This is a genomic window from Natronoarchaeum rubrum (assembly GCF_024494695.1).
The window spans coordinates 234,774-248,354 of sequence record NZ_JANHDP010000004.1 but is presented as its reverse complement, the minus strand read 5'-3'; the positions used below and the strand labels follow the sequence as shown (position 1 = coordinate 248,354).

The following is a 13,581-nucleotide window of genomic DNA, read 5'->3' as shown; positions in this document are numbered from 1 at the left end:
CGACTTCCGGCATAAACCTGCGGCCGTCGGCCTCAGCGACTCCGCGCGTCCGAAACGCGCTCGACGACCATCCGGCGCCGTCGCTGATCGCCTCGCAACGAGAGCGCGAGTTCGTGTGGCCCGTCGCCGTCAAGTTCGATCGGCTCATCGTCGGCGGTCGTGACGGACTCCGGCGTCCGGATGGTCCGGCTGCGCCGGCCGCCACCGGCGATCCGGTAGCGCAGCGTCAGCGTGCGCTCGGCGGGGCTCGCGAGCGAGATGGCGTCGACCTCGGCTTCGTCCCACGCCGCGCCTGGCAGGCTGACCGAGACGGTGCGCCGGGCGCCCGGTCGGCCCGCCGGGACGGCTTCGTCGCCCGCCAGCGAGCGCGCGGCGGCCTCGATCGACGCGACGATCGCCTCGATCCGGCCGTTCGAGCGCCGGACGCGAGCGCGGTCGATCCCCGGCGCCGCGGCGGCGGCCAGCGCGGTCGACACCAGCGCGGCGAGCAGCGTTCGCCGGATCACAGCGCGTCCCTGAGCCGGGCGACGACACCCTGTTCGTCGACCTCGTCGACCGGGTCGCCGGCGTCGTTCGGCCGATTCTCGTCGGCGGCCGCGTTGTTCGGCTGCGGCGTCCGTCCGGGATCGCTGCCGTCAGCATCCGCCGCAGCCCCGCCACAGTACGGACAGCCGGCGTGGCGTCCGTGAGCGCCGCCCTCGGCTGGCGGGCGCGTTCGCGGTGGACGAGACTGCGGTGCGGCGGGACGCCGCCGCTCGGCTCGCGACTGCGATCGTCGGTTCCCAGTCGGTCCGCCGTCGTGACCGTGGTCCCGTTCCAACGGGCGTCGGCCGTCGCCACGTTGCGGTCGTTCCTCGTCGTGACGCCGCTGCCCGGTCGCCGCCGATCGATCCCCGCTCGACTGGCCGGTGCTATGCGTCGCTCGAGAGGGCGTCTGATCGTCGTCGGCAGCCTCGATCGCTCCCGTGCCGGTCACTTCGGCGTCCCCGCCGTCGAGCCGCCGCTCCAGCGCCGCGACCCGCTCCTCGACGTCGTCGACGGCCGCCGCGGCGGCGTCGGCCCGCTGCTCGATCTCGTCGTCGACCGACTTGACCTGTCCGACGTAGCCACGGACAGCCTGAAGGCCGGATTCGAGCTCGGTCGTCGTCGACTCCAACTCGTCGATCCGGGATGCGAGTTCGCCCGTCGGGTCGCCGAGTGGGGCGCCGTCGATATCGGTGTCGCCGTCGGCGACCGCCCGTTCGACCGCCCTGAGTCGCTCCTCGACCGCGTCGGTGTCTGTCATGCTGGCGGATCGCCGCCCGATCGGTCAAAAGTGTGTGGTCGCCCAGTGGTGGCGTCACACGGGGGTCGTAGCACAAGGTTGATGCCGGCCGGCGGAAATGCCAACGGTATGAAAGTCGCTCTCGTCGGCGTCGGGCAGGCCGGTGGCAAGGTGACCGAGGCCATCGCCGCGTTCGACGACCGCATGGAGTTCGGCGCGGTGCGCGGCGCCCTCGCGGTCAACAGCGCGGAGGCGGACCTCCAGTCGCTCTCGCTCGACACGGTGTTGATCGGTCAGGATCGGGTGAAAGGCCACGGCGTCGGCGGCGACAACGAGCTCGGCGCCGAAGTGATGCAGACGGACGCCGATCAGGTGATGGGATCGCTCGACGGCCGGATCACCGCCGAGGCCGAGGCAATCTTCGTCGTCGCCGGGCTGGGTGGCGGTACCGGCAGCGGCGGCGCGCCCGTGCTCGCACGGGAACTTTCCCGCGTGTACAGCGTCCCCGTCTACGCGCTGGGCATCCTGCCGGGTCGCGACGAAGGGTCGCTCTATCAGGCCAACGCCGGCCGCTCGCTGAAGACGCTGGCCCGGGAGGCCGACGCGACGCTGCTGATCGACAACGACGCCTGGCACGACTCGGGCGAGAGCGTCGAGGGCGCGTTCGACGCGATCAACCAGGAGATCGCTCGCCGCGTCGGCCTGCTACTGGCCTCGGGCGAAGCCGTCGAAGGCGTCGGCGAGAGCGTCGTCGACTCCAGCGAAGTGATCAACACCTTGCGCGAGGGCGGCGTCGCCGCGCTGGGCTACGCCAGCGCCGCCGCCAGCGACGACAGCGCCGACAACATCAACACCGTCACGAGCACGGCCCGGAAGGCGCTGTTCACCGGCACCAGCCTGCCCGACGCGACGACGGCCGACGCCGCCCTGCTGGTCGTCGCCGGCGATCCCGACGCCATCCCCCGCAAGGGCGTCGAGCGCGCCCGCCGGATGGTCGAGGACGAGACGGGCAGCCTGCAGGTCCGCGGCGGCGACTTCCCGCTGCAATCCGACCAGCTCGCCGCGCTCGTACTGCTCGGCGGCGTCGAGCGCTCCGAGCGGATCGACGAGTTCATGCAGCGGGCCAAGGAGGCCCGGAAGGCGGAAGACGAGCCGAATCGCGATCCCGCCGAGCAGTTCCAGAACGACGAACTCGACGGGCTGTTCTAGCGACGGGTCGTTGCCTCCCGACATCGAGTATCCCGATCGGGGCTACTTCTTCCACACATTTGTTAGGGTATAGAAATAAATAACCGAATGCTTCACGTATTTTGCGCCATGGCTAAATCATCTCGACGGCAATTGCTGATCGCATCTGCTGGTGCACTTACTGCATTTTCTGGTTGTTCAGTCGTGTCTGATAGAAATGACGATAGTCAGATAGATCTCATGGCAATAGGTGCGGATAACCAAACAGATAGGGATCTAACCATACACTCGCTCACAATTGACGAAGAAAGTGACGATGTGGTGTATTGGGATTCAAATGTAGTCGAAAGCGGGGCAAATTGGTGGCATGAATTCGATCAACGCTCCGGGGATGGGAAATACACAGTCCGTATGCGTGTGAACAACATCGCTGAGACAGCACGCCCGCACAAGTGGGAGTCAGAATGCACGTGGGCCCAGGCCCTACTCGAACAACCCGGAGAAGAGCTTCAACTATCAATTCCTGAAGCAAAGATCGATTGCGATGGGATCTGACTGCTCGCGCTCACTTCGGTCTGAGCGCAGACAGTGCTTCGATAGTTGAAGCACCGTTCTTTCCATAGTCGAAGCACGTCGGGCCGAACGTCGAAGCGTCGGCTACGGCGTCGAACGACGCCGCTGGTCGGGGTCGACGTAGCTGTCCGATCGTGACGCCGCTGATCGGTCGTTCGAGAACCGCAAGAACCGTGATCGCCGTCTACAGCAGCGTCGCGCCGTCGAAGTCGGCGCGGCCGTAGTCGATGTCCAGCAGGTCGAGCAGCGTCGGCGTGATGTCGAACAGGTCGGCCTCCTTGATCGTCGCCTCGGCGTCGTCGACGAACAGGCAGGCGTTGTCGAAGCTGTGCATCCCGTTGCGCGGGCCCTTGCCGAACACGTCGTCGTGGCCCTTGAACCCGGCCTTGAGATCGTAGCCGTGGTTCGGGATCACGACCAGGTCGGGCGCGATGTCGTCGTGGTCGCCGCGGAACGCGTCTTCCTTCTCGACGACGCGGTCGGCGACCGGCCCGTGGGGACCTTCGAGCGCTTCGAGCTCCTCTTTGAGCTCCTGGCGGACTTCTTCGTAGTCCTCCTCGGGGACGCTCCCGCGGGGCTCGCGGCCCTCCAGATTGATGTAGAAGCGTCCGGGAATCAGCGAGTAGGCCGTCGTGTCGTCGGAGATGTCGCCCAATTCCTCGTGATCGTCGTCTTCGAAGTCGAGCCAGCCGTTCTCTTCGAGCCAGGCGTTGCAGTGAACCTCGTTCTCCAGGGTCGTGAACCCGTGGTCGGAGGCGACGACCATCGTCGTGTCGTCGTCGAGCTGCTCGTGCAGCTGGCCGATGTAGTCGTCGAGCTTGCGGTAGAACTCGAGGAACTCCTCCTTGTACTCGCCGTCTTTCTCGTAGTGCTCGAACAGGAAGTGGTTGATCCGGTCGGTCGTCATGAAGACGCCGAAGAACAGATCCCAGTCGTCCTGCTCGATGTAGTTCGAGAACGCCTCGTAGCGCGCGTCGAGCGTCTCGTGGGCGTTCTCGATGAACTCGGACTTGTCCTCGGAGTGGCCGAGCTTGGCGTTGGCGTCGATCTTGTAGTCGATGCCCTCCAGATACTCCGCCAGATCGTCGGGATAGGCGGCCTTCTCGATGCCCGGCGAGAGGAAGCCCGAGACCATCCGCTGGACGTTACGCTGGGGCGGGAACGTGACGGGGACGTTCATCACCGTGGCGTCGCGACCCTCCTCGGTCGCGATGTCCCAGACCCGATCGGCCTGAACGTCGCGACCCATCGGGACGTACGTGTCGTAGGAGCCGACCTCGCGGTCCTGGAAGCCGTAGACGCCCGTCTCGCCGGGGTTCTTCCCGGTCGTCAGGCTCGGCCAACAGGCTGAGGATTCCGGCGGGACGATGCTGTCAATCGGCCCGGCGGCGCCCTCCTCGGCCAGCGCCGCGAAGTTCTCGAATTCGTCGAAGTGGTCCGCGAGCAAACTGTACGGCACGCCGTCGATGCCGAAAAAGGCGACGCGCGGGGCGTCGTCGCCGCGCAACCGATCGAAGAGACCCATGTTTCCCTCTTGAGCGACCGGATACAAGAACCTTCTTTTCGGCGGCCGGAACCGCCGATCGTCGCCGATTCCGGCACAATTTGCGGGGACTGCGCGGTGGCGTCGCGCCCGCTCGCTGCTGCGGAGCGGTCGGGGCGACGCGGTATCTTCGGTACGACGTCCTGCGGCACGGCGTCCTGCGCCACGGCGTCCTGCGCCACGGCGTCCAGACGCCGGCGCGGCGTCAGTCCTCGTCCGATCGCTCGTCGTCGGTCTCGAAGTTGACCGGAACGACGGTAGGGTGAGCCATCCCGACGCTGGGGCCGTCCTCGCGGCGATCGTCCGACGGAGGCGTTCTCGTTGCCATCTCGTCTCGAAGTAGGGGCGTGACGCCCAAAAGATTACCCATGCTCATAACACATGAGTCGAGCGGCCGAGTATTATCCTGGGGAATCGCGTCTTCGGCGTCGTCGCGACGAGGCTCGGTGATCGACGCTGCCGGTCGATGGCGATGCCGGAGCTGCCGCTGCGACGCCGAAGACGCCGCTGTGCGGCGCCAACTCGGACGAAGCCAGCGGCCAAAACCGCAAATCGAGAAGCGAGAACGAGAATCGAAAACGTGAGGCGGCTCAGTTACGGGGGCTGTCGAAGTTCTCGTCGTAGAGATCCATCGCGTGCTCGATGGCCTCCTTGGCCGACTCCTTGTCCTCCCAGCCCTGCGTCTCGACTTCCTTGCCAGCTTCGAGGTTCTTGTAGGTCTCGAAGAACTCCTCGATCTCGTCGAGCTGCTGGTCCGAGAGGTCCTCCAGGCCCTCGACGTGGTCGTAGCGCGGGTCCTCCGTGGGGACGGCGATGACCTTGTCGTCCTGCTCGCCGTCGTCGTCCATCTTCATCAGGGCGACGGGGCGGGCCTCGATCACGCAGCCGGGGAACGTCTGGTCCTCGACGAGCACGAGCACGTCGAAGGGATCCTCGTCGTCGTAGTACGACCGCGGGATGAACCCGTAGTCGGAGGGGTAGTGAACGTTCGAGTGCAGCACGCGATCGAGCACGACGCCCGGCACGTCCTTGTCGTACTCGTACTTGTTGCGCTCGCCCTTGAGACACTCCACGACGGCGTAGATCTCTTCCGGCGGGTTCGGTCCGGTTTCCAGATCTTCCCAGAGGTTCGTCATTGCAGGTACGGATCGACGAGGCGGCCAAAAAGCATTTTCGGCATTGTCCCGACTGTCGGGACGCGCTCGCCGCGGCGGCGACGAGCTGCGCGTTTGCCCGGTCGGTACGCGGATCGAGGGTTCGATAGCCGTTGCGCTGTATATTACGCAACAATATCGTAGGATAGTTAAGAAGCGTTAAATATCCTGGCTTCATTCACACAGCCAGCCATGTCAGAGGCACGGACAATGACCGAAGCGGAGGCTGCACGCGACCTGACCGCCTTCCAGCGAAATATTCTCATCATTCTCTCGAAAGAGCCGATGTACGGGCTCGCGATCAAGCGAGAGCTGGAAGAGTACTACGGCGGCGAAGTGAATCACGGGCGACTCTACCCGAACCTCGACGAGCTCGTCGAGCTGGGCTTCGTCGAGAAGAGCGAACTCGACAAGCGCACCAACCAGTACGAGCTCACCGACGAGGGCGAGGCTGCGGTGTTCGACCAGTTCGAGTGGGCGCTCTCGAAGGTCGTCACGGACGAGGATCGGGCCGAGGACGTTCGGACGCTCGTCGACGAACAGCTCTAGAACTCGGGGACGCGAGCGTCGGCGCTCTCGAACACTACTTCTATCGACCGGTCGAGGGCGGCGCGTTGTTCCTCGGACGGCCAAGCGTTTCGCGGGAAATACTCCGAGCGAAAGGTACGGATCTCCTCGGCGGTCGCCGATTCGACGGGCTTCGCGAGATGATTGTGCATGAACTCGGCGAAGGCGGCGGCGTTGTCGCCGTGGACGTCGCCGTGAGCCTCGCGGACCGTCTGGACGATCTCGTCGTTGTGCTCGCGGACCTCGTCCCACTCGTCGGGGTCGCCGGGTCCCTCCAGTCGGACCTCGACGGCTCGGTCGGTGTCCTCGATCCGGTCGGGATGGATCTTGTCGTCCGCGATCCACTCCGCCGGATGTAACACGAGCACGTCGCCGTCGTCGTCCTCGCGGACCCTGGCGGTGAATTCGTGCTCGTCGAGCCGGTCCGCCCGGCGGCGTCGGTACGCTGCCGCTTCGTCCTCGTCGACGGCCTCCCGCGCGAGCCTGGTCAGTCGCTCGGCGTCCTCGCTGACGTCGTCGGGTAGTTCTGACATCGTGGTTCCTGTGTCGGTTAGTTGCCGTCCAGCGCTTCGTTCGCCATCTCGTCGGCGCGTTCGTTTATCTCCCGCGGAACGTGTTCGAGCGACCAGGATTCGAACCGTTCGAGCAGTTCCCGCACGCGAACGCGCCGTTCCTGCATCCCCGGGTCGTTCGCCGACCACGCGCCGTTGACCTGCTTGACGATCAGCTCCGAGTCGCCCCTGACGTCGACCTCGTCGAAGCCGTAATCGCGGGCCATTTCGAGGGCGCGCGCGAGCGCCTCGTACTCCGCGCGGTTGTTAGTCGTCTCGCCGATACGTTCGCCGCCTTCGGCGACGATGCCGTCGCTGTTGACGATCGCCCAGCCGACGGCCGCGGGGCCGGGATTGCCCCGGCTCGCCCCGTCGAAGTAGACGTGGGCGCGCCCGCCCTCCTCGCGCAGGATCGCCTCCACGTCCTGCGGATTGGATCCCTGAATCACGACCTTCTCGTCGTAGGCGACCGCGGTGGCGTCGCCGCGCGACGCGCGCCAGCGCTCGTGGTCGGTGTTGCCCTCTTCGACCTCGACGCCGGCGTCGCGAAGCCGCTCGCGGGCCCGCTCCACGTCGCATTCGATCGTCGGCATTGACGGTAGGTCAAGCTATACGGAATATATGTGTTTCCGTTTCCGCACGGCAATTACCGCCGGCAACCCGACGCAGTCGCCGGATTACGGTTTCCGAGGCAGCCTCGGCGTCGGACCGTTCGAAGCGCCCCGGCCAAGGGTTTAAGTACGTCCGTGATACTACTATAAAAGTGCGATGACACGGTCCACCCGCCAGCGGGAGCGCGAACACGAGACGGAGCAAGGAGACGAGGAGGAAGAGGGGGTCCGGGAGTGTCCGGAGTGTGATTCCGACAACCTCGTCAAGAGCTCCGACAGGGGCGAACTCGTCTGTAACGACTGCGGCCTCGTGGTCGAGGAGGAGAAGATCGACCCGGGTCCGGAGTGGCGTGCATTCAACCATCAGGAGCGTCAGGAGAAGTCGCGCGTGGGCGCGCCGACCACGCAGACGATGCACGACAAGGGGCTGACGACCACGATCGACTGGAAGGACAAGGACGCCTACGGTCGCTCTATCTCCTCGAAGAAACGCAGCCAGATGCACCGCCTGCGCAAGTGGCAAGAGCGAATCAGGACCAAAGACGCCGGCGAGCGCAACCTGCAGTTCGCGCTCAGCGAGATCGACCGCATGGCCTCCGCGCTGGGGGTGCCCCGCTCGGTACGCGAGGTCGCGTCGGTCATCTATCGGCGCGCACTCAAGGAAGACCTGATCCGCGGGCGCTCGATCGAGGGCGTCGCCACCTCGGCGCTGTACGCCGCCTGTCGCAAGGAGGGCATCCCGCGCAGCCTCGAAGAAATCTCGGAAGTCTCCCGCGTCGAACGAAAGGAAATCGGCCGCACGTATCGATACATCTCACAGGAACTCGGTCTGGAGATGAAACCCGTCGACCCGAAGAAGTACGTCCCGCGGTTCTGTTCTGAACTCGAACTCTCCGAAGAAGTCCAGACGAAGGCCAACGAGATCATCGAGACCACGGCCGAGGAAGGGCTGCTCTCGGGGAAGTCTCCGACCGGCTACGCCGCCGCCGCCATCTACGCAGCTTCCCTGCTGTGCAACGAGAAGAAGACCCAGCGCGAAGTCGCCGACGTCGCTCAGGTGACGGAAGTCACGATCCGGAACCGCTATCAGGAGCAGATCGAGGCGATGGGCATCCACAGCTAAACGCTCCCGCTTTCCTACCGCTTTCCCGCGTCGTAGCGCCCGCTGGTCTCGGACCGGTTCGATTCAGCTTCGGCGCCGCTCACGTCCCTGCGTCGGACTCGTTCGTGTAGCGGGTCGTCGTCTCGGACATTAATCGGTGACAGCCGAGTTCCGGGCCGGACGTGCTCCCGCCGCAGCTTTTGATCCGACCGTCGACGCCGAGCGCGACCCGATGGCCGGTGGCGCCCGCGCCGGAGGGCGCGTCGTACTCGATTCGATACGCGATGCGGCCGGGACAGCTTTCGTTCGCGTCGGCGGGCTCGTGGGTTCGCAGATCGACGCGGTACGTGACGATCTCCGCGCTCTCGGGCGACGTGCGGCGAATCTCCGCCGACAGCTCCGTTTCGGGCGACGCCGTGTCGATCGTCCCGGCGTCGACGCCGTCGCCGTCGCCGGCGCTGTTCGAACTGGCGAAGTCGCGGACCTCGTCCTGACAGCCGCGGTCGGTGATCTCGAACGACTGGATCTCCGGCGGGCGATCCGGGTCGGGATCGTCCTGGAACGGTCCCGCACCGACCAGCGCCATGCCGCCAACTGCAGCCACGAGTACGACCGTGAGCAGGAGGGCTCGTCTCACGGGTCGACGTTTTTGTCCTATATTCAAAACGTTGCCGTCCATCGAGGCGGGGGACCAGTCAAGTTCGCCCCGACGCCGGAGACGAACATTCATAGTCGCGACGCCCCAACTACGGGCGAATGCGGCTCGACGAGTTCGTCGAGGGGTTAGAGCACGACGAGGACGCCGAGCGACGGCGCCTCGCCGAGGAGAAGTCCTACGAGATCACCGACTACATCGACCGCGTCGAAGATCGCTTCGACGACGTGGTGACGGGCGACTCGCTGGTCGGCTCGACATCGCCATCGATCTTCGTCGGGCGCACGGGCTATCCCGACGTCTCGACGGGCGTGCTCTCGCCGGTCGGCGACGAAGCGGACGCCGCGGACTACGTCACCGACGGGAACTGGTATCAGCAGGGCTACTCGATCGACGACGTGTTCCAGCGCCGGACCGGCCTGATGAACTCCCAGCGACGCTCGAAAGTCGACGTCGAGGACGTCTGGGACGGCTTTGTCGGCGCCCAGCGCGAGGTCGCCATCGCCGATCGGCCGGTCGACGTCGAGATCGGTCTGGACGGCCGCCCGGAACTGGACATGGACGTCGACGAGATCGCCGCGCCGACCGGCCCGAACGTCGACGCGAAGTCGGTCGACCTCACCGAGAATCCCTACGTTCCGAAACCGGTCAAAAAGACGCTCGAAGACGACGACTGGCAGGCCCAGGGCGCGATGACGTATCTCTACCGGCGCGGGTTCGACGTGTACGACATCAACAAGATCCTCTCGGCCGGCGCGCTTGGACAGGGGGAAAATCGCAAGCTCGTCCCGACGCGCTGGTCGATCACCGCGGTCGACGACACGATCGGCCAGTACCTGCGGGGGCAGATCCGGAACTCGCCGTCGATCGACGAGACGCAGGTCTGGTACAACGAATTCATGGGCAACCGCTTCTGGATCGTCCTCTCACCCGGGCAGTGGGAGTTCGAACTCGTCGAGATGAAGGCGCCGGGCAGCGTCTGGAACCCCAACACCGACACGGGCTACTGGATGTCAAGCGCCTCGGAAGGCTACGAGGGCCGGACCGGCTACGTCGACGAGACCGCCGGCGCGTACTACGCCTCGCGGCTCGGCGTCCTCGAACACCTCGTCGACGAGGACCGGCAGGCGAAATGCATCGTACTTCGGGAGGTCACCGACGACTACTGGGCGCCCGTCGGCGTCTGGCAGATCCGCGAGAGCGTCCGGAACGCGTTCGATCCCGACGCCGGCCGCGAGTCGCCCGCCGGCCCGGAGACGCCGCCGGAGCTCGCGGGGGAGTACGCGACGGCGGAGAGCTTCCACGACGCGATCAAAGGATTGGGCCCGCGACTCCCCGTTTCGGTCGCCGACCTCCGCCGGAAGTCCGACATGGTGGCGGGGCTGCAGGCGCAACTGACCGACTTCTGACTGCGCCGGCGTCTACTCGTCAACCAAGTCCTGGAACAGCATCTCGGCCCGCCGGAAGATCGGCGCGCCGAGCCAGTCGCGACGTTCCGCGATCGTCTCTAACCGGTCCCTGGCGTCGTCGCCGTCGAGGACGCCGCGCTCGACGAGCGCCCGGAGGACGATCGGCGAGATGGCGACCTGCGCATCCACGAGCACCTGCAGTCCTGGGAGCGCGCGCAGGTCGTCCGTTACTAAGAAGGCGGCGTCGAGGTCGTCAGTCAAGTCGGCACAGCTTCCCTCTCCGGCATCGATTCGGCTGGACCGATTTATCCGGATATTGGTGTCGTGTACGTCAAGACGGTCTCGGCAGTTCAGAACGGACGCGGCCGCCCTCGCGTGGACGTCCTCGTACTCCGCTGTCTCTCGGAGTTCGTCGACGACAGCGTCGGTGGTGTGGACGTCGAACTCGTCGAGAACGATATCGAGAACGTCGCCCGCTGCCAGCGAAAGCAGCGCGCTGGTGTCCGCTACGATCATCGCAGCAGGCTAAAGATCCGCCATGTCTTCGGCGATATCTTCGCCCTGATCGAGGAGCGACTTCGACGCGCGAACCGCTTCAGCGTCCCGTCGGCCGACGAACTCTTTGAGGGTCGAAAACTCGATCTCCCCGTCGAGGTATAGTTCGACGACGGCCTCGCGGAACGCCTCGTCGTCTTCGACATCGTCCAGATACTCGCGAAGCGCCTCCGTGACTATCTCGGTTCGGTCCTTGTGTGTGACCTCTGCGGCGACGTCTGCCTTCTCCAGTAACTCGTCGGGCAGTCGAAAATTGACGTGTCTGGTTCCCACTGTCGTAGCCTCCGTTGTAATCACATTGTACCCACAAATCCCTAAGTGTTGCTGTGCGAAGAGCTATCGATTTCCTGCCTCTGTCACGCCATCCGCCTGTGGGAACGAGTCTACGCTTCGGCTTCGATTCGCTCGAACAGCTCGTCGGCCAGTTCGCCGGTGTCCTCCAGGATCGCGTCCCACTCCTCGCTCTCCTCGGGCGCCAGCCCGGTCAGGCGGGCGATCCGCATGATCGAGACGTGGTAGACGACCTGTTTTCCGGGTTCCTCCTCCCAGACGATCACGTTACACGGAAAGAGGCCGCCGATCGACTTGGTGACGTCCAGCGCTCGGTCCGCGACCGCCGGGTTGCACGCGCCGAGCACGTAGTAGGGGTCACGATCGGCGTCGACTTTTTCGTTGAGCAACTCGGAGGGCGAGAACTCCACGGGGACGCCGAAGCCGACGTCCTCGCAGGTCTCGCGGACGAACTCGACCGCTTCCTCGTGGTCCATCGCAAGGGTCGCGCGCTTCTCGCCGACGTCCTCCTCGGTCAGCTTCTCGGGGTCGATGGGCAGGTTCATGGCGATCGAATGTTGGACCGCGCTCGTCAAAAGAGTGCGCAGTGACGCCGATGCGAGGACCGCAGTCGACGCCGCGTCGGCGTCGCGACGCTCAGGCGATCGGCGCCGAATATGTTCGGGGGCATCCGGACGGAAATCCGGGCGCTAGAGGCGAGCATGAGCGCCGTCCCCGGGAACGTCGACACCGACCGGCAGCCGCCGATGACCGTGCCGCTGCGTCACTTCGTCGTCGCGCTGGCCTTTCTGCTGGCGGGGACGGCGCTGGGCGTCGGCGCCGCGCGCGGGACCGTCCCCGGAATGGCGTCGCTCGCCCACGTCCACCTGCTGCTTGCGGGCTGGGTCTGCGTGACGATCATGGGCGCGATGACGCAGTTCGTCCCGGTCTGGTCCGGCGTCGAGCTGCACTCCCGGCGCCTCGCGGTCGCCCAGCTCTGGCTGGTCGTCGTGGGTCTCGTCGGGTTCGTCGTCGGCCTCCTGCAGTGGCGTCCCGCCCTGTTGCCCTGGTTCGGCGGGCTGATGCTGGCCGGCTTCTGGACGTTCGCGTACAACGTCGGCCGGACGCTCGCCGCGGTCGAGGACTACGACGTCACCGAGCGCCATTTCGCGGCGGCGCTCGGATTTTTCGTCCTGCTCACGCTGCTGGGCTTCGTCCTCGCACTGGATTTCGCGAACCCCTTCCTGTTCGAGCGCGGGATCGACCGGGGCGGCGTCGTCGGGGCCCACGCCACGCTGGCGGTGTTCGGCGCCGTTCTGACGACCGTGATCGGCGCGCTCTACCAGCTCGCGACGATGTTTACCCAGACCGAGCTCCACGGCGTCGACGTCCGGATCCGGAAGTTCGAGGAGGTCGCCTACCCCTTCGGCGTCCTGACGCTCGCAGCCGGCCGGCTGCTCGCGTCGGCGCCGCTGGCTCGCCTGGGCGGTACGCTGGTCGCGCTGAGCCTGCTGGGCGTCGCCGGCATCCTCGCGCGGCGGCTCTACGAGACGCGCGTCGAGTGGACGCCGATGCTCTCGCGGTACGCCGTCGCCGCGCCGGCGCTGGCGCTGTGGGCGCTGGCGACGCTGCCGGCGTGGCTCCGGGCGCCGCTCGATCCCGCGGTGCGCTTCGGCGCGCCCGGCGCCGCGCACCTGCTGGCCTTCGGCGTCGTCGGCTTCGTCGTGCTCGGGACGGTGTACCACGTCGTCCCCTTCATCGTCTGGGTCCACCGGTACAGCGACCTGCTCGGGTTCGAGGACGTGCCGATGATCGACGACCTGTACGACGATCGGCTCGCGGCGACCGACTTCGCGCTGCTGTTTGCCGGCTTCGTCGCGATCACGGTATCGGACTGGCTCGCGCGCGACGCCCTCGGCGCCGCGGCGTTGGCGGCGCCCGAGTGGCTGGTACCGGTCGGCGGCGTCCTCGCGACGCTGGGCGCCGCCGTCTTCGTCGCGAACGTCGCGCTGGTGCTGTACGAGCACGGCCCGCACACGTTCCGCGGACTGCTGCTCGGCGTCGGAGCCGATGGCAGCGAGGCAGATGCCGACGCTGCCGCGGCGTCCGAGCGCAACCGATAAGAGATTCGTTCCTGAA

17 protein-coding genes are annotated in these 13,581 nt (G+C 66.1%); 6 read left to right on the top strand and 11 right to left on the bottom strand.

Annotated elements, in window-relative coordinates:
- Positions 1-32: 32 nt before the first annotated feature.
- Positions 33-506, bottom strand: coding sequence for a DUF7311 family protein (locus NO931_RS11975; RefSeq protein ID WP_256392566.1), 474 nt, complete (start codon positions 504-506; stop codon positions 33-35).
- The gene (locus tag NO931_RS11970) at positions 503-1,285 is read right to left on the bottom strand and encodes a DUF7310 family coiled-coil domain-containing protein (protein WP_256392565.1); all 783 of its coding nucleotides are present in this window, start codon (positions 1,283-1,285) and stop codon (positions 503-505) included. Before NO931_RS11970 ends, NO931_RS11975 begins: the two co-directional genes overlap by 4 nt.
- Positions 1,286-1,393: 108 nt before the next feature.
- On the opposite strand from NO931_RS11970, the gene NO931_RS11965 reads away from it, so the two are divergent.
- Together NO931_RS11965 and NO931_RS11960 are read left to right on the top strand one after the other, a co-directional pair.
- Entirely contained in the window at positions 1,394-2,473 is a 1,080-nt protein-coding gene (locus NO931_RS11965; protein WP_256392564.1) for a tubulin/FtsZ family protein, read from the top strand.
- A 108-nt stretch (positions 2,474-2,581) separates the two neighbouring features.
- Positions 2,582-3,007, top strand: a complete 426-nt coding sequence (locus NO931_RS11960) for a hypothetical protein (protein WP_256392563.1) — start codon at positions 2,582-2,584, stop codon at positions 3,005-3,007.
- A 202-nt stretch (positions 3,008-3,209) separates the two neighbouring features.
- Here NO931_RS11960 and NO931_RS11955 read toward each other — a convergent pair whose 3' ends face one another.
- The 3 genes from NO931_RS11955 to NO931_RS11945 form a co-directional block, all read right to left on the bottom strand.
- Complete coding sequence (locus NO931_RS11955; RefSeq protein ID WP_256392562.1) at positions 3,210-4,550, bottom strand: alkaline phosphatase family protein; 1,341 nt, start codon at positions 4,548-4,550, stop codon at positions 3,210-3,212.
- 223 nt (positions 4,551-4,773) lie between these two features.
- Entirely contained in the window at positions 4,774-4,896 is a 123-nt protein-coding gene (locus NO931_RS11950; protein WP_256392561.1) for a hypothetical protein, read from the bottom strand.
- A gap of 262 nt (positions 4,897-5,158) precedes the next feature.
- The gene (locus NO931_RS11945; RefSeq protein ID WP_256392560.1) at positions 5,159-5,704 is read right to left on the bottom strand and encodes an inorganic diphosphatase; all 546 of its coding nucleotides are present in this window, start codon (positions 5,702-5,704) and stop codon (positions 5,159-5,161) included.
- A 210-nt stretch (positions 5,705-5,914) separates the two neighbouring features.
- Here NO931_RS11945 and NO931_RS11940 point away from each other — a divergent pair, with 210 nt between their 5' ends.
- On the top strand, positions 5,915-6,271 hold the full coding sequence (locus tag NO931_RS11940) for a PadR family transcriptional regulator (RefSeq protein WP_256392559.1): 357 nt from the start codon (positions 5,915-5,917) through the stop codon (positions 6,269-6,271).
- On the opposite strand, the gene NO931_RS11935 is transcribed toward NO931_RS11940, so the two are convergent.
- Both NO931_RS11935 and rnhA read right to left on the bottom strand, forming a co-directional pair.
- The gene (locus NO931_RS11935) at positions 6,268-6,822 is read right to left on the bottom strand and encodes a DUF7108 family protein (protein ID WP_256392558.1); all 555 of its coding nucleotides are present in this window, start codon (positions 6,820-6,822) and stop codon (positions 6,268-6,270) included. The genes NO931_RS11940 and NO931_RS11935 overlap by 4 nt on opposite strands.
- 17 nt (positions 6,823-6,839) lie before the next feature.
- A complete protein-coding gene (rnhA, locus tag NO931_RS11930) occupies positions 6,840-7,433 on the bottom strand; it encodes a ribonuclease HI (protein ID WP_256392557.1) in 594 nt (197 codons plus the stop codon).
- A 175-nt stretch (positions 7,434-7,608) separates the two neighbouring features.
- On the opposite strand from rnhA, the gene NO931_RS11925 reads away from it, so the two are divergent.
- Positions 7,609-8,574, top strand: coding sequence for a transcription initiation factor IIB (locus NO931_RS11925; protein WP_256392556.1), 966 nt, complete (start codon positions 7,609-7,611; stop codon positions 8,572-8,574).
- Positions 8,575-8,653: 79 nt separating this feature from the next.
- On the opposite strand, the gene NO931_RS11920 is transcribed toward NO931_RS11925, so the two are convergent.
- A complete protein-coding gene (locus tag NO931_RS11920; protein WP_256392555.1) occupies positions 8,654-9,190 on the bottom strand; it encodes a hypothetical protein in 537 nt (178 codons plus the stop codon).
- A gap of 119 nt (positions 9,191-9,309) precedes the next feature.
- Here NO931_RS11920 and nreA point away from each other — a divergent pair, with 119 nt between their 5' ends.
- A complete protein-coding gene (nreA, locus tag NO931_RS11915; protein WP_256392554.1) occupies positions 9,310-10,617 on the top strand; it encodes a DNA repair protein NreA in 1,308 nt (435 codons plus the stop codon).
- Between the two features lie 12 nt (positions 10,618-10,629).
- On the opposite strand, the gene NO931_RS11910 is transcribed toward nreA, so the two are convergent.
- From NO931_RS11910 to NO931_RS11900, 3 genes are all read right to left on the bottom strand, one after another.
- Positions 10,630-11,133: a PIN domain-containing protein gene (locus tag NO931_RS11910; protein WP_256392553.1), complete on the bottom strand. Its 504-nt coding sequence runs from the start codon at positions 11,131-11,133 to the stop codon at positions 10,630-10,632.
- A gap of 9 nt (positions 11,134-11,142) precedes the next feature.
- Positions 11,143-11,445 carry a ribbon-helix-helix protein, CopG family gene (locus NO931_RS11905; RefSeq protein ID WP_256392552.1) on the bottom strand — a complete coding sequence of 101 codons (303 nt, stop codon included), beginning with the start codon at positions 11,443-11,445 and terminating at the stop codon, positions 11,143-11,145.
- A 110-nt stretch (positions 11,446-11,555) separates the two neighbouring features.
- The gene (locus NO931_RS11900) at positions 11,556-12,008 is read right to left on the bottom strand and encodes a DUF302 domain-containing protein (protein ID WP_256392551.1); all 453 of its coding nucleotides are present in this window, start codon (positions 12,006-12,008) and stop codon (positions 11,556-11,558) included.
- A gap of 156 nt (positions 12,009-12,164) precedes the next feature.
- Here NO931_RS11900 and NO931_RS11895 point away from each other — a divergent pair, with 156 nt between their 5' ends.
- Positions 12,165-13,565, top strand: a complete 1,401-nt coding sequence (locus NO931_RS11895; RefSeq protein ID WP_256392885.1) for a hypothetical protein — start codon at positions 12,165-12,167, stop codon at positions 13,563-13,565.
- Positions 13,566-13,581: the final 16 nt, after the last annotated feature.